The organism is Bifidobacterium imperatoris, assembly GCF_002860405.1.
Classification (GTDB): domain Bacteria; phylum Actinomycetota; class Actinomycetes; order Actinomycetales; family Bifidobacteriaceae; genus Bifidobacterium; species Bifidobacterium imperatoris.
The window spans coordinates 13,114-34,530 of the sequence record NZ_NMWV01000019.1; the positions used below are offsets into that span (position 1 = coordinate 13,114).

Here is a 21,417-nt window from a genome sequence, read left to right on the forward strand (position 1 = left end):
GAGACCATAATCGCCTCGTACAATGGCGTACGTGGAGATTACCGAACAAACGTGGGCGTTTATCGCCGAGCATCGTCATGAGGATGTACGCGAACTGGCGTTGCATGCCAAGCGCGGCGCCGAAGTAGACTTGCCATTCGCATTGGAACAGATTTCCGGCTGGCAGCGTGCGCAAGTCAAACTTCCCGACTGGGCGGCGCGCGATGGGCTGATTTTCCCGCCTCAGGTGCCGATGGAACAGTGTTCCTCCCAATTCACCGCTCAATACAAGGCAAAGTTAGCCGCACGATTGCTTGCGGAAGAGGAAGCCGCGCCTGCTTCGTCGGCACTCTCCTCTGCTCTATCTCGCACATCGCTCGTTGATCTGACCGGTGGCTTCGGCGTGGATTTCTCGTATATGGCTCGCGTGTTCGATCAGGCCACATATGTGGAACGGCAGCCGAATCTGTGCGAGATCGCACGTCATAATTTTCCGCTGCTTGGATTGGAATCAGCACAGGTCATCAATGATGATTCCACTGAAGTGTTGAGCCGAATTGAATCCGCTTCAATGTTTTTCCTCGATCCGGCTCGCCGTGATAGTCATGGTTCTCGCACGTATGCAATCGCTGACTGCACGCCAGACGTTTTGGCATTGCAGAGTCAGCTGCTGTCCAAAGCTCCTCTAGTAATGGTCAAACTCTCCCCTATGCTGGATTGGCATAAAACCGTCGACGATTTCGCTGGTTCCGTGCACGAGGTGCATATTGTGTCCACCGGCAATGAGTGCAAGGATCTGCTGCTGGTGTTGAAGCGCGGAATCTGCGACGAGCCCCGGATGGTATGCGTCAATGATGGGCAGGTACTGGAATATCACGTTGCGGATAACGGTGACGCTGCCATGATTCCCAATGATTCCGCACAATCTACGGGAACCGGCGAAATCGATGTCGATGACGCCCAATACCTCTACGAGCCAAACGTCTCAATCATGAAGGCCGGATGCTTTGATGTGATTGCTCAACGTTTCCCTGCCACCATGATTGCGCCTAATAGCCACCTGTTTGTAAGTGAACAACGTGTTGCGGATTTTCCGGGTCGATCATTCGCGATCACATCAGTAGCCAGCATGAATAAAAAAGAGCTGAAATCCTCGCTTGCAGGTTTGACTCATGCCAATATCACCGTGCGCAATTTTCCCATGCCGGTCAACACGTTGCGCAAAAAACTCAAGCTCAAGGATGGAGGCAACACATACCTGTTCGCCACCACCGATAAGACCGGTCGCCATATTCTCATCTCCGCAGCGAAAGCATAAACCGCGCACATAGCAAAAGCCGCCCGCCTGATAAGGCGAAGCGGCTTTATTGCATCATTGCCAACGCGATTGCCGCGCGGCAGCAAGCAGTGCTCAGTCCTTGACGATGGTCTTGCCAGCGGTCGGACCGGAAGCAAGGTTCTGAATCTCGGTAACTTCGAGCACCGGGATTACGGCCGGCTTCTTGGTGCCCTTCTCCTCGGCCACCTTGACCTGAGCCTCGTAGATGTCGTCATCGGTGTGCAGAGTCACGGTGCCACGGAAGCGGTAGCCCTGCTTCTTCTCCAGGTTGGCGAAGGCGATGACCAGCGGGGAGCCGTTCTTCAGGTTCTCGTAGGTCTGGCCGGCAGTGCGCTCATGATAGGCGATGTGAGTGTCGTCCAGCACGAACAGGGACATCTTCGGGCCGAGATCCAGCTCGCCGTCCTTGGAGATGGTGGAGACCCAACCGAGGTTGTTGGCCACGAATTCCTTGATTTCCGGGGTAATGACTGCCATAGCAAGTCCTTTCTGAAGAACAGTAGTACCTGTATAAGATTAGCGAATCCATGCTCCAGCCGCCCGCATGTTCGCTGTGAGTAACCTCACCTTCTGCCTTTTACCAGCATGCACGTCCTCAACGCTGCCTCTGCACCCAGATACCGCGTGCCACTATGGCGGACACTCGCGGCCGGTGATTCCACCCGTTTTTGGCTGGCCATACCCGTAACCTATGTGCCGGAAAGAAAAGAGATCAAGCAGAGGTGCATCATGGGTCTGGTCGAGCGTTTCAGCAAGCTACGTAGCCGCTGGTCTCGTTCGTTTCCTCCGAATCTGGCACGTCTGATGCTGCTTGCCTGCGCAGCATTGTGGGGCGGCAGTTATCTGCTGGCCAAATTCGCTATGGAGGCCATCGCTCCGCAATGGCTGATGGCCATTCGCATGTTCGGTGCATGCATGTGCATGCTTGCTCTGTTCCACAGGCATATCATTCCCAGTCTAACGCCGAAAATCATTGTGCCGGCGTTGGTAGTGGGTTTGACCTATTGGGGCACGATGGTCACCCAAACCACAGGCCTGCAAACCATCGACCCAGGCCGCAGCGCGTTCCTCACCGCAGCCTATTGCGTTTTGACGCCGTTCGTAACCTGGATAGTATCCAAAAACCAGCCACGACTGATCAATCTGATCGCCGGCATTATCTGCCTAATCGGCGTGGGCTTCGTCTCATTGAAACCGGGCGGATCATTTTCGCTGGGCATGGGTGACTGGCTCACCATTGCCACGGCCATCATCTTCTCCTTCAACCTCACCTATCTCGGCGTATACGCCAAACGCTTCGACCCGATAGCACTGACTTTCGTGCAGTTCGCGGTAGCCGGCGTACTGTTCTTCGTTGGCGCGATAGCCACCGAGCCAGCGCCGAACGCCGGATGGCTGGCACCATCGGTGGTGGCCAGCGTACTGTACCTGTTCCTTGGCGCCACAATGAGCGCGCAAATCATGCAGAACATCGGCTTGGCTCATGTACCTGCCTCGCAGGCCTCCATCATCATGTGCACGGAAAGCCTGTTCGCCGTTTCCTTCTCCGCTCTGTTCTGGGGTGAACGCATCATGTGGAGTTCGCTGGTTGGTTTCGCCTTGATTTTCGCGGCAGTGTTGATGTCGGTAATCAGGCCGACGAAGCATTCTCTGCATCGCAACTGACCTGTTCATCACACCCATCTCAAGGAGGTCGCTCCTGTAAGAGCAGCCTTATAGAGTCGTAAGCAGTAATGAAAAATCGAATCATAGAAGGAGCATTATGAATCTGCTTGAGGCCATGAAGGAACGTCACGCCGTTCGTAACTTCACCGATGAGCCATTGACTGCAGAACACATCCGCTCACTGTCCGGCAGCATCGCCGAGCTCAATGCTGCGCATGGTCTGAATATTCAGCTGATTCATAATGTTGACGATGCGTTCGGCGGCTGCCCTACTCATTATGGGCGATTCTCCGGCGTGCATAACCTCGTAGCACTCATCGGGGCAGATGATGCGGATGCACCCGAGCATTTGGACGAAACCATTGGTTATGTAGGCGAAACGCTGGCGTTGGAGACCGTGGCGCTTGGGTTGGATACGTCATGGGTGGTGTTGCATGAAACCAGCGAGCACGAGGGCGCATGGACGATTGCTGACGGTCAACGCATGCCAGCTGCCATCGTGCTTGGGCATGGCGCACGCCCCGGACGTGCACATCGCAGTAAGCCGGCAGAAGAACTTGGCCTGGTATCCTCTGGCATTGGCTCGTATGCCAATGCTCCTGAATGGTTCCATGCCGGTATTGAAGCAGTGATGCTTGCTCCCAGCGCCCTTGGCAAGCAACCGGTGCAGTTCACACTGCTGGATGATGGCCACACGGTGCAGGCTGAAGCGCTCGACGGCGTACAGGCACACCTGTGCCTTGGCATAGCCAAACTACATTTCGAGATTGGTGCCGGTGCCGAACATTTCACTTGGGCTGACTGAATACAGTGCCATTTGAACGCCGCAGACCGCACATGTGAAGATTTTGGAGTTCTCGTGTAAGCATTCTGTCGCTTTCACCGCGCCTTCAGCAATACTTCAGCGCAATCGCCTACGGTCTTACGTTGTGAAGAAGTTTTTCCAAGGTCTTTCCTTTTCCTCGATAGTGGCGGGCACCTTTGCCGCCGTCACCTCGTTCTTATTGGCTGCGAAAATTGGCGTCGCCGGATCGGTCATCGGAGCTGCCGCCAGTTACATCGTCTCCACTGTGGCTACGAACATTTACAAGAACATCATCAAAGCCTCCAGCGAGAAATTCCAGCAAAGCATCGTCAGTTCGGATGACGATACGACCGATGGCAACGCTGGTGCAGGCGTGCAGTCGAACAAAAGCGATTTGTCTGAATCCGAATCAGCTGCTGCAGCATCTGATGATGCCGAATCCGAAATTACGGCTGAGCATGAAGCTGACGGCGAATCCGATGCCCGCGTGGCCTCCTCGTCCACTCCGTCCGACCAGGCTCAGTCCGAGCGCAAGCCGCGCGAGATTATCTCCCGTCCTGCTGACGGTCACACATATTCCATCAGCGAGCTTCGCAAGAAACGTCGCGATCCCAAGCGCATAGCCGTTATCATTACCTTGGTATCCGGTTTGCTGACCGTTGCCGTAACCGCTGGCATTGTCATGTTGATTACGCAAGGCCACGGCACTGATAGTGTGGTCTCCGATCTGGTCTCCCCAACCACATCCTCCACCAATTCCAACGACTCCGATACTGATTCCGATTCTTCGGTACAGCCGCAGCATGGTGCGCCCACAACCCCGCAATACGGCGAAAGCAACAGTGATTCCGATACCACTGATTCCGATAGTGATACCTCAACGGATACCAGTGGCAGCACCTCCGATTCCACGAGCAATGGCTCCGGCACCACTTCCGGCTCAGGTTCCTCCAGCTCCAACGGTTCTGATTCCAGCAGCTCGAATAGTTCGAACGGCTCCACCAGTTCGGGCACTACGGATAGTTCCAATTCGTCCGGCAACGCCTCCGATTCCAGTGGGTCGGGTTCGTCTTCTGGTTCATCCTCTGGCTCGTCATCGAGCTCTGGTTCATCATCCGGTTCCTCCAGCTCCGGTTCATCCGGTAGCACCGGTTCGAATACCGGCAGTGCTGAAGGCACCGGATTCAACACCATCAGCTAATCCACTACCGCGCAATGACGTGGGGCAATGTAACATGGAGATTTATGACCACTATTATTATGCGCACCAGTGAGGGAGACATCACCCTCAACCTGTTCGATGACAAGACCCCGAACACTGTGGCCAACTTCCTCGGCCTCGCCACCGGCGAGAAGGAATGGGCTGACCCGTACACCGGTCAGCCGTCCCACGGCAAGTTCTACAACGGTCTGACCTTCCACCGCATCATCAAGGACTTCATGATTCAGGGCGGCTGCCCGCTGGGCACCGGCACTGGCGGCCCGGGCTACGAGTTCGATGATGAGATCGATCCGAGCCTGAAGTTCGACAAGCCGTATCTGCTGGCTATGGCAAACGCCGGTCTGCGCCGCGGTCGTGACGGCCAGATTCACGGCACCAACGGCTCCCAGTTCTTCATCACCACCGTTCCTACCCCGTGGCTGGATGGCCATCACACCATCTTCGGCGAGGTTGCTGACGAGGCTTCCAAGCAGGTTGTGGACAAGCTCGAAGCTCTGGCCACCGATCCGATGGATCGTCCGCTTGAGCCGGCTGTAATCCTGTCCGTGGACGTGGCTGAGTGACGCTGCGCTACTGACCTACACGGCTGAGGACATAATCGAAACCCCGTGACTGAATGAAATCAGTCACGGGGTTTTCTATATGGCTCCATATGTACCTTTTATGGCATTATTTCATTTTGCGCAGTCGCGGTTCGGCGGATTCCTTGGCACCCGTCAGACGGTATACGTCGAACACGCCGTCGATCTTACGCACCGCGGCAAGCAGCGTATTGAGATGCTGCGGATCGGCCATTTCAAAGCTGAACTGGCTGGTGGCCACGCGATCGGAGCCGGTGGCAATCGTGCCGGAAATAATGTTCACACCATGATCGGAGAGCACGCGCGTCACGTCGGAAAGCAGGTTGCGGCGATCCAAAGCCTCAACCTGAATCTTGACCATGAACAAGCCCTTAGTGCTGGTCCATTCCACCTCAACCACACGTTCAGGCTGCTTGTTCTTCAAATCAATCATGTTCTGACAGTCGGTACGATGCACCGAAACGCCCTGATTACGGGTGATGAAGCCGACAATCTGGTCTCCTGGCACCGGCATGCAGCAGCGGGCCAGTTTAATCCACACATCGCCCACACCCTTGACGGACACACCAGTGGAGCTGGATGAGGTCTTGCGCTCCACAGGCTTGAGCGGAAGCACTTCCTGCTCGACTTCCTCATCCACCTCATCAGCTCCCGCATCCTTGACCAGATGCGAGATAACGTTTTGCGTAGAAACCTGTCCGTCACCGATAGCGGCAAACACAGCGTCGGCGTTCGGGAAGTTCAGGTCCACGGCTACACCGACCAACGCTTCAGGAGTCAACAGCGCATTAATCGGCAGATTACGTTTGCGCATGGCGCGGGTGAGTTCGTCACGGCCTTCTTCAATGGCCTCGGTGCGGCGTTCCTTGGAGAACCACTGGCGAATCTTATTGCGCGCCTTAGGGCTCTTGACGAAGCTCAACCAGTCGCGGGAAGGGCCAGCGGTATCTGACTTGGAAGTCAGAATCTCCACCGTATCGCCATTGTCGAGTGTGGTGTCAAGCGGCACCAGCCGGCCGTTGACGCGTGCGCCCATCGTGCGATGGCCCACCTCGGTGTGCACGGCGTATGCGAAGTCCACTGGCGTTGCCTTGGCTGGCAAGGAGACAATCTTGCCCTTCGGCGTGAACACATAGACTTCCGCCGAGCCAAGGTCTTCCTTCAAAGAGCCGAGGAATTCGTTGGAGTCAGGGGTTTCGGAAGTCCAATCGGCAAGCTGCTGAATCCACTTCAGGTTATCGGCTTCGGAAAGCTCCTGCTCGTTTTCGCCACGCTTACGGTCGGATTTATCCGGAGAACTCAGGGCACGACCGGCCTGACCGTTTTCCTTGTACTTCCAGTGGGCGGCAATACCGAATTCGGCACGACGATGCATGTCCCAGGTGCGGATCTGAATCTCAACGGGCTTGCCGCCGGGGCCAACCACCGTGGTATGCAGCGACTGGTACATGTTGAGCTTCGGCATGGCGATGTAATCCTTGAACCGGCCGGGAACCGGATTCCATCGCGCGTGCACGGCACCAAGCGCCGCATAACAGTCTTGAATGGTATCGACGATGATGCGCACACCCACCAGATCGTAGATGTTGGCGAAATCATGGCCTCGCACAATCATCTTCTGATAGATGGAGAAGTAATCCTTCGGGCGACCGGTCACATAGGCTTTGATGTGCTGTTCGGAAAGATCCTCATTGATTTCGGCGAGAATCTGCTTCAGATACACGTCTCGTTGACCGGCGCGACGTGCCACCAGCACCACGATCTCGTTGTAGATCTTCGGATAGAGCACCTTGAAGCTCAGCTCTTCCAGTTCGGTTTTGATGGCGTTCATGCCCAAGCGGTTGGCGAGCGGCGCATACACGTCAAGGGTTTCTCGAGCTTTTTTCTGAGCGGAGGAGGTTTTCACGTAGCGCCAGGTGCGCGCATTGTGCACGCGATCGGCCAGTTTTACCACCAGAGTGCGCACGTCGCGGCTCATGGCAACGACAAGTTTGCGAATGGTTTCAGCCTGAGCCGAGTCGCCGACTTCGAGCTGGCTCAACTTGGTCACACCATCGACCAGACCGGCCACCGTGTCACCGAATTCGGCACGGCACTGATCCAGCGTGTAATCGGTGTCCTCCACTGTGTCGTGTAGCAATCCTGCTGCCACCACTACAGGGCCCATACCGAGGTCAGCCAAAATCTGAGAGACGGCCAGCGGATGAATAATGTATGGTTCGCCTGATTTGCGGCGCTGTGCGGAATGCTGAACAACGGCGCGCTGATAGGCACGATCGAGAATGGATAGGTCCTCACCGGGATGATGGGCCTTGCATACCTGCTTGATGGGCTCAAGCGGGTTCAACGGATCAGCACTGATCTCGCAGCCCAGTTTGCGGGCAGCATACTGCTCGCTATCGTTTTCCGACATGCCAACCACCTCCCAATGTGACTTATATTGTAGCCACGCATGAGGCCGCGCCGTGTCTTGGGCTCACGGCGCGGCCTTTGTCTTCGTCAGCTGTTCGAGGCCACACCCGTCGAGCCAAAGCCACGTTCGGCTCGGTCGGAGCCGGGCAATGTCTCAGCGGGTACGAACTTCGCTTCCACATACCGCTGAATCACCAACTGGGCGATACGATCGCCCGGATGGAACACTGCCGTGTGCTCCGGATCGAGGTTAATCAGCGGCACTTTGATTTCACCGCGGTAGCCTGCATCCACGGTTCCGGGAGCATTGAGCACGGTAACACCCTGCTTGACGGCGAGACCGGAACGAGGATGAACCAATGCCACATATCCGGCAGGCAAGGCAATGGCCACGCCTGTAGGCACGAGAGCACGCTCAAACGGCTTCAACGTCACATCAACCGTGGTGATGAGATCAGCGCCTGCATCACCGGCATGCGCGTAATGCAGGTTGGCTGGATGCTCGGGATCGAGTGACTTGACCAGTACCTCAGTGTTTTCAGGTTCGTTGTAGGCTGCGTCAAACCCCATCAGGCGGCGCACTCCTCGCATACCGGCTGGCCATCCTCGTCCATGTAAGCGAGCTGGCTGCGGTGCTTAACCAGGAAGCACTGGGAGCAAATGAATTCGTCGCCCTGCATCGGGATGACGGTCACCGAAGAGTCTTCGTTGCTCAGGTCAGCGCCCGGCAGCTCATAGTCTTCGGCGATGGCGTTCTCGTCATCATCGATATCGCTCGAGGAATTCTGTGCGGACTTTCCCAGAGCCTGCAGCGATTCCTCGTCCTCGTCCTTGTTGCGTGGGGAATCATAATCCTGAGCCATCATGGTCCTTTCGTCTTACATCTACTTACCGCGCGTATTACCGCGCTGTACTCGGCCATAGGGTACACGATTTGAAATACATGTAAAGTTCGACACGTGGGGCATACTGGAATATAGCAATGTCTTTGCCAAGGAAAGTGGTGTGCATATGCCTGAGAATCGGCTTGAAAAGGCCCATTTTGAGCGTGTCAGCGATACCGGGGATTTGGTGTTCTCGGTAGGTGACCGCTATGTGGCCATCAGCCTTGACGACACGCTCGAACGTGCGATTCTCGAGGCTAAACAGGTTAAAAGCGAGACTCAGAAGTCCGCGCAGCCTCACGAACAGGTCACATTGCCTATTTCGCAGATTCAGTCGCTGATTCGCGCCGGCGCCGATCCGTCACGCGTGGCGCAGCGCTACGGCTTGAGTGAAACATTGGTGCGTCGTTTCTCCGCCGCGGTGGAGACCGAGAAGCAATATGCCATCGAACAGTTCCTCACCGTGCCTGCTCCGAAAGACAGCCGAGTGCGGACCATCAATGATCTTGTGGAACGAACTTTGGCTTCCGCTTCAATCGGCATGGAATCCGTGACGTGGAAGTCCACTCGCCGCGGGCTTGAGCCTTGGCGCATCGTGGCTATTTTCACCTCAGCCGGCCGCGAAATTCACGCTGAGTGGACATGGAACATGCACGACAATTCCGTGGTGTGCCTGAACAATGCAGCGCGCAAGCTGCTCGGCGAACGCAGTTCCGCCGATGATTCCAAGTCCGCAGCCAAAGTACTTCCGACTCCTGATTTGCCGGGTGATTCGGTGCGTTCTGCTCGTATTGAGCGTGCGGTCAGCGCTTGGGCGGCTCCTAAGCCCTCGATTTCAGCCGCTGTTCCCCAGGCTGCGGTCACGGATTCCGGTACCTTCGCAGCGTCGAATACTTCCACTAGTGGATCTGCTGATTCTTCCGCTTCCGGTTCGATGCCTCCGGTCAAAATTCCGGGTGCCGCTGCTCCGGCTCTCCCGTCTCCATCCGGAGCATTAAGCACTGGTTCTGACGCATCCGCTGGGGCAGCTCCATCGGACTCCACGACTTTCGGTAACGGCAATGGAACTGATGCCGGCGCCAATGCAACAAGCAACGGCACCGATACGCAGCAGAGCTCTACCGGCAATGATGCGAATGCTTCCGCGTCTCATACCGCGAAACCAGCTAAACGTCGCTCAGGGCGTTCCGCGGTGCCAAGTTGGGATGAAATTCTCTTTGGAGACTGACGGCTGCCGTCCATTTCCTATGCAACATCAATCAGGCAGGGAATATCCATTTCCAGCTGCGTTTGCGAACCATGTACGCTCGGCAGATGGGTAGCCTTATCATTTTGCGTGCGTGAATCCACGAATGTGGCAGCGCCTGCGGCCTGCACGATGACATCACCAATCATCGGCTTGATGCGCTCGTCCATCGGACCGAACAAACCATCATTCAATGCTTGCGTTTGCGTGCGGACCAGAGCCGATTCACCGAGCCGGTCACGCCATCGTGCGGCGATGTCCTCGGGATCTTCGCCGGCTTCGGCGTAGAGCATCAGCGAACGTGGCTCACCGCCCACGAATTTCACGCCTCGTGTCAACCGCGGGTCCTCGGCTATGTCCACGCGCTGGCTCATATCGGTCTGCACCATACCGTGATCGGCCACAATCACAATCAACGTGCCCTTGGGCGCGCTACGATGCAGCAAAGCAAGTTGAGCGTCGATGTGTTCGAACGCGGCCACCCAATGTTCGGAATCCCAACCGTAGTTGTGCCCGACTTTATCGGCGTCACGAATGTACAAATAGGTCAGTCCCGGAGTCCGGGCGGCACGAGCGGCGGCAAGCACACGATCTCGCGGCGTTACATTGCCCTGATAATCACTGCCTCGTAAAGCCGCTTCAGTGAGCGGGGAACCTGCAAACTTGGGCAGACCGGAACTGGTGACGCGTACATGCTGTGCGGCGAGACGCTCGAACATGGTCGGCTCACGCTGCAAGTCGAGCGGATTAATCATCGGCGGTACCGGAATGTGAGGATTTGCAGGTTTCGGCGCCAACGCATCTTTGAATTGAATGAGTTGGATAAGCGTATGGCTTGCCGGTTCCAGCTGCGTGTATCCAGCCATGCCGGTCAATCCCGGGCAGGTGCCGGTGCCAAACGCGGCCATAGCGGCCACGGTGGTACTGGGCGCGCAAGTGGCGATGGGGCGCTGATTGGCGGTGTCGTTCATCAGTGAACGCAGATAAGGCGCATGGCCGAGTCGCATGGCCAGGTTCCAGTAGCCGAGGCCGTCCACAAGCACCACGATAGCGGAGGTGACGTCCGGAAAACCAAGCGCCCGTTGGCAGGCTTGAGGGTCGGCGTGCACTGGCGTAGCGGCCGGATGGCCGATAGCGCTGGATAAGGCGGGTAACACGGCGGAAAGGTGCAGTGCTCCCCCGCGCTCGTCTGCAGCGGACCGGAGGGGATCATTGTCTCCATAGGTCACGGTGGGTATCAGGCGCAGCAGCTCATCCATATCCGGCGTTTCGACAGTCATAAGATTTATCGTAACTCCATCGCTCCCATAGCGGTGCGAGCAATGCGAGGGGCACTGCTAATATAGGGCGAGTTTGAAAGGGAGTTTCATGGCATCACACCGCAAACCGTCCGTGCAGACTTATGATCCACGCAAGGTCAAGGAGCATATCGTCGAGACGCCGCTGAACGAGGAAATGAGCAAGTCGTTCCTTGAGTACGCGTATTCGGTGATTTATGCGCGTGCTTTGCCGGATGCGCGCGACGGCATGAAGCCGGTGCAGCGCCGTATCGTCTACCAGATGGGTCAGATGAATCTGAACCCGGACCGCCCGTATATGAAGTCCGCCCGTGTGGTGGGCGAGGTGATGGGTAAGCTGCACCCGCACGGTGATTCCGCAATCTATGAGGCTATGGTGCGCTTGGCTCAGCCGTTCGCGATGCGCCTGCCGCTGGTGGATGGCCACGGTAATTTCGGTTCTCTTGACGATGGCCCGGCAGCATCCCGCTACACCGAAGCCCGTCTTGCCCCGGCCGCGCTCGGCATGAACGCTGATATCGATGAGGATACGGTTGATTTCACGCCGAATTATGACAATAAGCTCAAGGAGCCGACCGTACTGCCGGCTGCGATTCCGAACCTGCTGGTCAACGGCGGCTCGGGTATTGCTGTTGGTATGGCCACGAATCTCGCCACGCATAATCTGGGCGAGGTGGTGAATGCGGCTAAGTTTCTGATGGCTCATCCGGAGGCCACGCTTGAGCAGCTGATGCGCTATGTGCCGGGCCCGGATTGGCCGACTGGCGGCACCATTTTGGGCCGTGACGGCATTCGCGAAGCCTACGAGACCGGCCGTGGCACGCTGACCACGCGAGCCACCACGCATGTGGAGCATGTGACCGCCCGCAAGCAGGCGATTGTGGTAACCGAACTGCCGTATATGGTGGGCCCGGAAAAGGTAATCGAACGTATTTCCGATGGTGTGAAGAACCGCAAGCTGGAAGGTATTTCCGGCGCGTTCGATTTGTCCGACCGTCACAACGGCACGCGTCTGGTGATTGAGATCAAGACCGGTTTCGATCCTCATGCCGTGCTGGTGCAACTGTTCAAGCACACACCGCTGCAAGACAACTTCGCCATGAACAACGTGGCATTGGTGAACGGCCGCCCGCACACGATGGGTTTGAAGGAAATGCTGCAGGTGTGGATTGACCACCGCCGTGTGGTGATTCGTCGCCGGTCCGAATACCGCAAGAAGAAAGCTCAGGAGCGCCTGCACTTGGTCGAAGGCCTGCTCTTGGCCATGCTGGACATCGATGAGGTGATTCAGGTGATCCGCACCTCGGATGATGCGGATGCCGCAAAAACCCGTTTGATGGCTGTGTTCGATTTGGACGATGTGCAGGCCCAGTACATCCTGGATTTGCGCTTGCGCCGTCTGACCAAGATGAATCGCATCGAGCTGGAAGCCGAACGCGATGATCTGAAGAAAAGTATCGAGGAGCTCACCCGCATTCTCGCTTCCGCCGAAGCATTGGATCAGGTGGTGACCGACGAGATGGATCAGGCCGTGGCCAAGTGGGGTTCCCCACGCCGCACGGTGCTGTTGGACGTGGACCCGGACGGCACGCTGACCCCAGTGGCCGCACATGGCTCCGGCACGTCCGAACTTGCCGAATCCGCTCTGGAAGCGGCCAAGTCCGCCGCCACAATCTCCTCCGCCGCGGCCGATGTGGCAGCCGCCACCAAGGCAGCGAAGAAGAGCGGTGAAGAGAATGTTCTGGCCGGCGCATTGAAGATCGAGGATGAGCCGTGCGTGGTGATGATGAGCGCCACTGGTCTGATCGCCCGCACCACACCGAGCGCGCTGGATGTGTACCATGCCCGCTCCGCTTCCGACAAGCGTCAGCCGAACGATCAGATCACCACGATTTTCCCGACTTCCACTCAGGCTACGTTTGCACTGATCACCTCGGCGGGCCGCCTGGTATTGGCTCATGTGGTTGATTTGCCGGCACTGCCCGCTTCGGAAACGCTGACGCTCACCGGTGGCGTGCAGGCTGATGAGCTGATTGGCATGACCGAGTCCACCGACCCGATCCGTGGTGAGCATGTGGTCACTGCCATCGCTATGGAGCAGCCGAAGAACGGCGATAATGGCGATGGTGATTCCTCGGAGTCCGCCCCGCTTCCCTCGCTGGCTCTGGGCACGCGCAATGGTGTGGTCAAGCGTTGGAACCGCGAGGCACCCACCACGATGGATTCCTGGCCGGTCATTGATCTGAAGGAAGGCGACGAAGTGGTGTTCGCCGCCACCGCCGAGGATGACGATCGTCTGGTGTTCATCTCCTCTGACTCCTCACTGTTGACGTTCGAAGCGAAGAACGTGCGCCCGCAAGGCCGTACCGCAGGCGGTATGGCCGGTATCAAGCTGGCTGCCGGCGCGCATGTGATGGCGTTCAACGTGGTGCCTGCCGGCAAGGTGGCATGGACGTATGAGGAAGGCGAAAACGGCTTGAGTTCGGCCTCCGGCGCGGTGGTGCTTACTGTGGCCGGCGACGAGGACGCTCTGCCTGGTACCGAAAACGGTGCTGCCAAGGTGACACCGCTCGAAATGTATCCGACCAAGGGCCGTGCCACGGGCGGCGTGCGCTCGCAACGCTTCTTGAAGGGGCAGAACACGCTGATTCTGGCATGGGTGGGTCTCTACCCACTCAATGCGGCCACATCATCCGGAACCGCGGTGGAGCTGCCAAAGCCGGATATGCGCCGCGACGGTTCCGGCGTGGATCTCGCCTCCCCCATCGCCTTCATCGGCTGATTGCCAGCAATCCCTCGACACGCGAAAACCTCTTTCCACAATGGAAAGTGATATTATTTTCCATAACGGAAAGAGGTTTGCTATTCCGACAGGCCTCATCCCGCACAAAGGGGGCCATCATGGCAAACATGAGGAAAGCGCAACAGTCGCATTCCGACAACCATACCGGATATCAGCAGCAGGCAATGGACGCACTTGATGCATTGCGCACACTCGACATCGATCGCGCGAAAATCGCAGCCGGCTATGCGGCCCGCCGCACGTCCAACATTGTTTGGATCGCCATCGTATACGGTCTGCTCACATTCACGTACTGGCTAATCCCTCAGGCATGGTTCAACCGATTCAACCTGCCGTGGAATCCCATATGGATTGTGGCTGCTCTGCTGGCGATAAGTCTGCTGCTTCTCGCTGCAGCCATCATGCTTAATAGCCGCCGCCAAGGCGTCGCCCCGCAATGGCTGGCACCGAAACCAGCGATGCAAAGCCGTCGCTATACGATGGCGCTCGCCGTGCATTTCTTCGTTAATTTCATTCCACCATTTTTGGCGCTTGCCGTAGGATTCGCCACCACTGCATGGTGGTCAGCCGCGGCAGTCACATTGGTTGGCGCGGTTATCAATGGCAGGATGGAAGCGTGGGAATGTGACGAAATCGTCCGCGCATTACAGCAGCGCACCGCTCCAGATCCATCCGCCTTTGACTCTTTAGCGGAGGCGCATCATGGCATCAGATAATCCACAACCGGTATTCAACGAAGTCATACACGCGCCGATTCGACTACGCATCTGCGGCCTACTCGACACCTATGGCACAATGCGATTCGATGTACTGCGCGATACGCTCGAAATCAGCGACGCCACGTGTTCCAAACACATCAAAACACTGGCCGAGCATGATTATATTCAGCTCGATAAAAAGGCCAGAGAGGGCGGCAAAGCCTACAAAGTCACCTGGGTCAAGCTCACCCAAGAAGGCAAGCAGGCTTTCCAATCCCATGTAGCCGCTTTGCGTCAAATCGTCGCCGGACAGTAGCAGTTCCTGACCTTCCTGAGCCAGCGCAAGCCATACCCAAAATCACTATCATGCGCATGGCTTGGCGCAAGCTTACCCAAAAACACCCACGCGCCACCCCACCACGCTTAATCCGAGGCACCTATGCGAGCCATCTTCTACAAGGATTTCCAACAGCTTCGCCATAACATGGCAATGCTGTCCATCGCCATCATCGCCATTGCCATGTCAATGCTCTGCATCGCCATGATTCCCGTAATCGGCATGAATGGCAATACAGCGAACGCCCTGTACCAGTTCGCCATCATCACATTGGGCATATGTTTGGCACCTACGCTTTCCATCGATGCCATCCGCAGCGACCTCGCCAATGGCACCATTCTCACCGTGCGAGCCTGCGGCCGTCCGATGCGTCAATACGTCATCGCACAACTGGTGTGGGCGCTCATCCCCATCACCGCAGCGAGCGCAATACTCACCGCATTCACCTATGCAGTCGCTCCGACACTACGCTCGACGACCCTTGCGCCTCAAGCAATGGCGAGCGCATTCACACCCACACTGATGGCATTCGCACTCTATCTCTGGTCCATTTGCATCAAAGGAAAGGCTTTACTCATGACCAGCTCCACCCTCGCACCTAACAACGACACTATCGGCACCGATCAAGTGCCAGCCATCCGTATCACGGATATGACGTTCGGCTATAAACGCAGCAAACCAGTGCTGGAGCATATTAATCTCGATGTGCCGGTCGGCCAATCGCTGGGCATTCTGGGATATAACGGCGTGGGCAAAACCACTCTGTTCGGCATCATCACTGGCTTGCTGCGCCCGCAGCACGGTTCCGCCGCAATTAACAGCAACGTATTCCATTCGATGCGCGAAGTGTTTCAGTTGAGCGATTCCGGCAATCTCTCCCCTACGATGACCGTTCGCGAAAATCTCAAGTTCCGTTCGATGCTTTACGCCACGCACGAGAACCCACACCCCATCGACATGCAGCATCTTGATAAACTGCCGATGGTGCAGGCGTTCGAGTTGGGCGAGCACCTCGACAAGAAGATCAAAGATCTTTCCAGCGGCCTGAAGAAACGCGCAGGCATCGTGGCAGGCATGCTGTTCGGTCCGAAGCTCATTCTGCTGGACGAACCGACCAATGCCGTGGACCCGATCACCCGACAACTGCTTATCGACTTGATGAAGCAGCTCAAAGCAAGCGGCCGCACGATACTGACCATCACGCATGATTTGGAATACTGCTGGGAAGTTACCGACCGAATCATCATCCTCGATAACAAGCACCTCGTCAAAGATTGCGATATCAGCGATTTCCCAAATATCGACGCGTTCAAACAGGCCGCCACGCTCGGGCATGAACGCAACAACGTGAACTTCGGCATCAGCGCCTCTTAGGCTCCCCTTGCCAGAGAAACTATCGGCAAAGCCGACTGAGGGGTAGTTCATGGAAATAGACGAACAACATTGATATAGGCATCACAAAAAGGACAATTCTTATGCATGCAATGCTTTGGAAAGATTGGACCCTGCTACGCAAGAACCCGTTATATCTGGCACTCGGCATCGGCCTTTGGCTGTTCATTCCGGTGATGCTCGCCGTGCTCTCCGTGAGCGATCCAACGGATCCCGCCACCATAGACGGATTATCCGCGGCCCAGGTACTCGCACCGTGGTATGGGTTCCTGGGCATCGAATTGGCAATATGCACGCTGATGGCTAATCCCAATACGATGGATGTGTCTGCTTCGGTGGAGGGCGACGGCACTGCGGAGTCTTGGCGTGCTTCAGGCCGCTCGATGCTGCAGTATTGCATAGCCAAAAGCCTGTTACCCATGCTGATCGCCGAAGTCATGTCACTGAGCATTTTCGGTTATCTGGCTTGGGGCGGATTGGTTCAATGGAATAACAATGCAATCCCTGAAATCGTGTGTATTGTTCTTACCCCAGCTGTGATTGCTTTCGCAGGGGAGCAAATATTGCTCGCCTCGCATGCGGCATCGGTCGGCTCATTCTCGGTAATCTCACTGGTTTCCTCTGTGCCAATGCTGGTATTCATGATTGTGATGCTGATGACGTCTGCCACCTGGGCGCTCATCATGCTGGTCGCATTCGGTATTCTTGCCGCTTCACTCACCATTGTTTCCGCGCACCACCGTTATCCCACGACGTTGCGGCCCATTCTGTAATCACACTTCTCTGATCAACCACATTCCGGCCTAGACTAGACAAGGGGGTTCTGGATGGTACCTGTATCCGGAACCTCTGCCATACCTCGGCCTACACTGGGCGACATAGGAGGTGCCTTATGAAGTTACTGGTCGCCGCATCGAATGAGCCGCTCGCCCGCGCCATTCGCGGCACGTTGCTGGGCGCGCAACATGAGGTCGACCAGACCGGCACCCAGAAAGCGACATTGCATGCGATTATCGCGGCACAGCAGGGGCAGGCTGCAACCGATGCCGAAACCAATACCAAAGCACCGGCTAACAATCAGGCTCAGACTGCGCAAACTGACGCTCCGGCACAAACCACTGCCCCAGCGCAGACCCAAGCCGCAAACGATGCCGATGCAGCACCCGTAATCCCTTATGATGCGATTGTGCTCGACGAGGATCTGGTCGAACCGCCGCACAATGATTTTATTGCTCAACTGCGCAGCGCCGACCATTCGCTGAAAATTCTGCTGCTTGCCACCACTCCGCTGAGCCGCGCAACCGGTGAAGGCAATCGTTGGCGAGCTCTACCGCATGAATACGCGCCCATCGAACCGAGTCAATCCGTCGAACCAGCTGCATCATCTGAATCCAATGAGACCGGGGAATCCAGCGATTCAAAAGAATCCGGCACACAAGTAAACGTCAACCAACCGGATGCCGTACTGCGCAAACCATTCTCCGATACCGAGCTGCTCTCATATATCAGCGCGCTCGCAGCCGACTCCCCTGCGATGATCATCCGCGGCAATCTCACGTTGGACACCACCCATCGCCGGGCCTACTATGCGTCCACGCATAACCCAATCACGCTCTCCCGCTTGGAATACAGTCTGCTGGAAGCATTGGTCAAAGCCGACGGCAAGTTCGTCAATGCCAAGGAGCTTGTGGGCCTTGTGGGTGGGCCGTATTTCGAACAGCAGGGCTTGCTGCGTAACGCCTTGTATACGTTGGATAAGAAGCTCACGCGCGCGGGTCTCATCATGACGCAGCGTGGTTCCAATTACCGCATTCGGTAGCAATCGCAGCTGAATATCCGCAATCGAATACAACATAGCGTGCTTGCGGACACGTTGTTGATGAGCAACTTGTTCGCAAGCACGCTATTTCACGATGAGGGTGAAGCTACTCTCGCTGCCTCACAGCTCGGGCACGACCTCGATCTTGAGGCCTTGCATGCTGAGCGCGTATTCCATTGCTTCGTTGATCTGGTCAAGCGGGAACACGTTGGTCACCAGATCCATGACGGGCAGGCCGCGATCTTTGGCTTCCTTGAGGAATTCCTGCGCCTCCAGCCAGTCGCCGGCCTGGTAGGTCCAGGAGCCGGTGAGCTTGATTTCCTTCTGGCACACGTCCAGATGCGGGTTGTAGGTGGCGTCGCCGGTGTTGGTGAAGAAGCCGACCTCGCAGTAGGAGCCGCCACGGCGAATGTACTTGAACAGGGCTGCGGCCGCTGCGGGCGAACCGGTGCACTGGAAGCCCATTTCCGCGCCGAGGCCTTCAGTCACTTCACGCACGGCGTCGGCCGCTGCATCCACGGAATCATAGTCGGAGAAGTTCACGGTAGCGGTGGCACCAAGCTTCTTGGCCATCTCGAGTCGGGCTTCCTTGGCGTCCACGGCTACGATGTTGCGGATGCCGTAGGTCTTGAGCAGAGCGACCAGCAGCAGGCCGATCGGGCCGCAGCCTTGGACCAGCACATGGGAGCCGTGCTTGAAATCGTAAATCTTCTTGGCTTCCTCCACGGCATGCACGATCACGGCGGCCGGTTCGATCAGAATACGCAGGTCACGGTCGGGCATGTCGTTCACATTGAAGATCACTGCGCCCGGATTGCACTTCATGTAGTCGGAATACCAGCCGTTGAAGAAGTGATCCTCGCCGGGCATAAGGCCGTGGATTTCGCCGTTTTCACACAGATGAATCATGTCGGCGCGACGCTTGCAGATAGCGCAGTGACCGCATGGGCGCAAACCGGTGACGATCTTGTCGCCCACCTTGAGCGGCTTGCCGGAGTAATCCGTGGTGACGTTCTTGCCGAGCTTCACGACTTCGCCGGTGGCTTCATGGCCGAGCACGATAGGAGCGAATCCGAACGGGTCGGCACGGTATTCGGACTGGTCGGTGCCGCAGATGCCGCAGCCTTCAACGCGGACGAGCACCTCGTCATCGTTGATTTGCGGCAACGGGAGCGTGCGCACGTCGATGTGCTTGGGCTCCGTTAATACAGCAACACGGCCTTCTGCGGGGATGGTTGGTTCGGACATTGTCATAACTCCTTTGTGATGAGGGAATGCCTTCACTTGGTTACATTAGTCCGATTACCCCGCAGAACACCGCATCAACACCTTGTCTTCTTCTGGCTCCCCTTGTTGTCAGGGGAGCTGTCGATAAAGCCGACTGAGGGGTAGTTCTGCAACTGCGTAAACGTTACTACATTCCTTCCGGAATGCGCTTATCGCGCCAGTAGTATTCCTGATCATGCTCGTTGATTTCACGCAGAACTCGGCACGGGCTGCCAATCGCCACCGAGTTGGCAGGAATGTCTTTGGTCACCAGACTGCTCGCACCGATGACGGAATTATCTCCGATGGTGACGCCCGGCAGCACGGTGACGTTCGCTCCGATCCACACGTTGCGACCGATATGAATCGGCTCCGAGAACTGTGCCAGCTTTTCACGCAGGTCAGGGCGAATCGGGTGGCCGGTGGTCACGAGCGTCACGTTCGGGCCGATCATCGTATGATCGCCGATGAAAATCTCGCCATCATCCACAAGCGTCAGATTGAAGTTCGCGTAAACGAAGCTGCCCAAGTGAGTAGAGCAGCCCCAGTTGGCGCGGAGCGGCGGCTCAATCCACGTGTTCTCCCCCATTTCGGCGAAGTATTCGTGCAGCAGCTTGTCTCGCTCCGGCGAAGTAGCCGGCAATTCATTGGTTTTACGCAGCATCTCCCGCTGCGCCTGCTGCGCGGCATCCATCAGTTCACTGTTCCACAGATACACCTCGCCCGAATGCAGCACATCCAAGACTTCCTGCGGCACGTTCATACGATTGCCCTCCTGCTTCATTGCGATTGTCAAGTTCTCCGAATCCTCTATGGCTCGGATTTCCCTTCATAATAGCCGAGTGGCACACGCAACATCTTCAGACTGCACCATCGGACCAATTCGAACAAATGTCCATATAGGTACAGAACATATGTTCTATACCTATGGAAACGACTGGTTGTACGGAAGTTGAGGTGGCCGATATGGCTTGGAGATTAATCACGCACGCATGCGGACATCAAGAACGCATCAATGTGGACGGCCCATACGTAATCGTGGAGCAGCGCGTACGCAAGGCGGAGCAATCACCATGCGCGGCATGCATCGGCGCCACCAATCGATGGGATAACGCACAGAGCGGCTTCTGCCCACTGTGGGGCAGCAAAGCGCAACGCGATCGCGCCGAGCCAATTCGCCGGCGAGCGCTCAACCAAGTGGATATTCTCGCAGTCCACGCCCGCATCGAAGACCGCGACGCCTTTGCTGAACTGCGCAAACAGGTGTTGCGCCGCGACGACGCCGCCTGGTGGATCGAGCACAAAACCAATGCCGTCAACATTCTCGCGCAAGATATAGAGCTGTAGAGCATATCCCCGCCGACTACGTGGGCCTTACGTCCCTCGGAGTGAGCGTACTGCTCGGCGTGCTCGCCATCGCCGCCACCAACGGCTTCCACGGCTACGGCTGGGGCATCGTCCTCACCGGCGTCATCGCCGTCGCATAAGCCGTCTACACCTTGGTGAGCCAAGCGTTCGGCGGCAAGCTCAGCAAAGACAGTGAAGCTAAATAAAAAAAACAAGGAGTTAAGCCCGTCTCGTGTTGTGCGCGAGACGGGCTTAACTTGCGCGAGAGCCCCCGAAAGGCTATTCAGCGCCCATTCCAAATCCCTTGTTCACCGGTTCGTCGGG

General features: G+C 56.8%; 20 protein-coding genes. 13 read left to right on the forward strand and 7 right to left on the reverse strand.

Annotated features, from left to right (window positions below; translation table 11 throughout):
- The first annotated feature begins 31 nt into the window (after positions 1 to 31).
- The gene (locus Tam1G_RS07335) at positions 32 to 1,297 is read left to right on the forward strand and encodes a THUMP-like domain-containing protein (RefSeq protein ID WP_101626044.1); all 1,266 of its coding nucleotides are present in this window, start codon (positions 32 to 34) and stop codon (positions 1,295 to 1,297) included.
- A 93-nt stretch (positions 1,298 to 1,390) separates the two neighbouring features.
- Here Tam1G_RS07335 and Tam1G_RS07340 read toward each other — a convergent pair whose 3' ends face one another.
- Complete coding sequence (locus Tam1G_RS07340) at positions 1,391 to 1,795, reverse strand: pyridoxamine 5'-phosphate oxidase family protein (RefSeq protein WP_033890139.1); 405 nt, start codon at positions 1,793 to 1,795, stop codon at positions 1,391 to 1,393.
- A gap of 252 nt (positions 1,796 to 2,047) precedes the next feature.
- Between Tam1G_RS07340 and Tam1G_RS07345 the strand changes: the two genes are divergently transcribed.
- The 4 genes from Tam1G_RS07345 (at position 2,048) to Tam1G_RS07360 (ending at position 5,573) form a co-directional block, all read left to right on the forward strand.
- Positions 2,048 to 2,983, forward strand: a complete 936-nt coding sequence (locus Tam1G_RS07345) for a DMT family transporter (protein WP_101626020.1) — start codon at positions 2,048 to 2,050, stop codon at positions 2,981 to 2,983.
- Positions 2,984 to 3,080: 97 nt separating this feature from the next.
- A complete protein-coding gene (locus Tam1G_RS07350; RefSeq protein ID WP_101626021.1) occupies positions 3,081 to 3,788 on the forward strand; it encodes a nitroreductase family protein in 708 nt (235 codons plus the stop codon).
- Between the two features lie 124 nt (positions 3,789 to 3,912).
- Positions 3,913 to 4,989 carry a hypothetical protein gene (locus tag Tam1G_RS07355; protein ID WP_101626022.1) on the forward strand — a complete coding sequence of 359 codons (1,077 nt, stop codon included), beginning with the start codon at positions 3,913 to 3,915 and terminating at the stop codon, positions 4,987 to 4,989.
- 44 nt (positions 4,990 to 5,033) lie between these two features.
- A complete protein-coding gene (locus Tam1G_RS07360; protein ID WP_101626023.1) occupies positions 5,034 to 5,573 on the forward strand; it encodes a peptidylprolyl isomerase in 540 nt (179 codons plus the stop codon).
- A 106-nt stretch (positions 5,574 to 5,679) separates the two neighbouring features.
- On the opposite strand, the gene Tam1G_RS07365 is transcribed toward Tam1G_RS07360, so the two are convergent.
- From Tam1G_RS07365 to Tam1G_RS07375, 3 genes are all read right to left on the reverse strand, one after another.
- On the reverse strand, positions 5,680 to 8,004 hold the full coding sequence (locus Tam1G_RS07365; RefSeq protein ID WP_033890133.1) for a RelA/SpoT family protein: 2,325 nt from the start codon (positions 8,002 to 8,004) through the stop codon (positions 5,680 to 5,682).
- A gap of 86 nt (positions 8,005 to 8,090) precedes the next feature.
- Complete coding sequence (gene dut, locus Tam1G_RS07370; RefSeq protein WP_033890132.1) at positions 8,091 to 8,573, reverse strand: dUTP diphosphatase; 483 nt, start codon at positions 8,571 to 8,573, stop codon at positions 8,091 to 8,093.
- Positions 8,573 to 8,866, reverse strand: a complete 294-nt coding sequence (locus Tam1G_RS07375) for a DUF4193 domain-containing protein (RefSeq protein ID WP_033890131.1) — start codon at positions 8,864 to 8,866, stop codon at positions 8,573 to 8,575. The genes dut and Tam1G_RS07375 overlap by 1 nt, the downstream gene beginning before the upstream one ends.
- Before the next feature lie 148 nt (positions 8,867 to 9,014).
- On the opposite strand from Tam1G_RS07375, the gene sepH reads away from it, so the two are divergent.
- Complete coding sequence (gene sepH, locus Tam1G_RS07380; protein ID WP_101626024.1) at positions 9,015 to 10,115, forward strand: septation protein SepH; 1,101 nt, start codon at positions 9,015 to 9,017, stop codon at positions 10,113 to 10,115.
- 17 nt (positions 10,116 to 10,132) lie between these two features.
- Here sepH and Tam1G_RS07385 read toward each other — a convergent pair whose 3' ends face one another.
- A complete protein-coding gene (locus Tam1G_RS07385) occupies positions 10,133 to 11,413 on the reverse strand; it encodes an alkaline phosphatase family protein (RefSeq protein ID WP_101626025.1) in 1,281 nt (426 codons plus the stop codon).
- Between the two features lie 88 nt (positions 11,414 to 11,501).
- Between Tam1G_RS07385 and Tam1G_RS07390 the strand changes: the two genes are divergently transcribed.
- The 6 genes from Tam1G_RS07390 (at position 11,502) to Tam1G_RS07415 (ending at position 18,480) form a co-directional block, all read left to right on the forward strand.
- The gene (locus tag Tam1G_RS07390; protein ID WP_101626026.1) at positions 11,502 to 14,213 is read left to right on the forward strand and encodes a DNA gyrase/topoisomerase IV subunit A; all 2,712 of its coding nucleotides are present in this window, start codon (positions 11,502 to 11,504) and stop codon (positions 14,211 to 14,213) included.
- Between the two features lie 119 nt (positions 14,214 to 14,332).
- Complete coding sequence (locus tag Tam1G_RS07395) at positions 14,333 to 14,950, forward strand: hypothetical protein (protein ID WP_101626027.1); 618 nt, start codon at positions 14,333 to 14,335, stop codon at positions 14,948 to 14,950.
- On the forward strand, positions 14,937 to 15,248 hold the full coding sequence (locus Tam1G_RS07400) for a transcriptional regulator (protein WP_101626028.1): 312 nt from the start codon (positions 14,937 to 14,939) through the stop codon (positions 15,246 to 15,248). The genes Tam1G_RS07395 and Tam1G_RS07400 overlap by 14 nt, the downstream gene beginning before the upstream one ends.
- A gap of 123 nt (positions 15,249 to 15,371) precedes the next feature.
- Positions 15,372 to 16,643, forward strand: coding sequence for an ABC transporter ATP-binding protein (locus Tam1G_RS11935; protein ID WP_242689628.1), 1,272 nt, complete (start codon positions 15,372 to 15,374; stop codon positions 16,641 to 16,643).
- A 101-nt stretch (positions 16,644 to 16,744) separates the two neighbouring features.
- Positions 16,745 to 17,434 (forward strand): hypothetical protein, encoded by a 690-nt coding sequence (locus Tam1G_RS07410; protein WP_101626029.1) that lies wholly within the window; start codon positions 16,745 to 16,747, stop codon positions 17,432 to 17,434.
- Positions 17,435 to 17,553: 119 nt separating this feature from the next.
- A complete protein-coding gene (locus Tam1G_RS07415) occupies positions 17,554 to 18,480 on the forward strand; it encodes a response regulator transcription factor (protein ID WP_101626030.1) in 927 nt (308 codons plus the stop codon).
- 120 nt (positions 18,481 to 18,600) lie between these two features.
- Here the strand turns inward: Tam1G_RS07415 and Tam1G_RS07420 are convergent, their stop codons facing one another.
- Both Tam1G_RS07420 and Tam1G_RS07425 read right to left on the reverse strand, forming a co-directional pair.
- Complete coding sequence (locus Tam1G_RS07420; RefSeq protein WP_101626031.1) at positions 18,601 to 19,728, reverse strand: zinc-dependent alcohol dehydrogenase; 1,128 nt, start codon at positions 19,726 to 19,728, stop codon at positions 18,601 to 18,603.
- A 166-nt stretch (positions 19,729 to 19,894) separates the two neighbouring features.
- The gene (locus tag Tam1G_RS07425) at positions 19,895 to 20,509 is read right to left on the reverse strand and encodes a sugar O-acetyltransferase (protein WP_101626046.1); all 615 of its coding nucleotides are present in this window, start codon (positions 20,507 to 20,509) and stop codon (positions 19,895 to 19,897) included.
- A gap of 203 nt (positions 20,510 to 20,712) precedes the next feature.
- Here Tam1G_RS07425 and Tam1G_RS07430 point away from each other — a divergent pair, with 203 nt between their 5' ends.
- The gene (locus tag Tam1G_RS07430; protein ID WP_101626032.1) at positions 20,713 to 21,093 is read left to right on the forward strand and encodes a hypothetical protein; all 381 of its coding nucleotides are present in this window, start codon (positions 20,713 to 20,715) and stop codon (positions 21,091 to 21,093) included.
- The last annotated feature ends 324 nt before the right edge of the window (positions 21,094 to 21,417 follow it).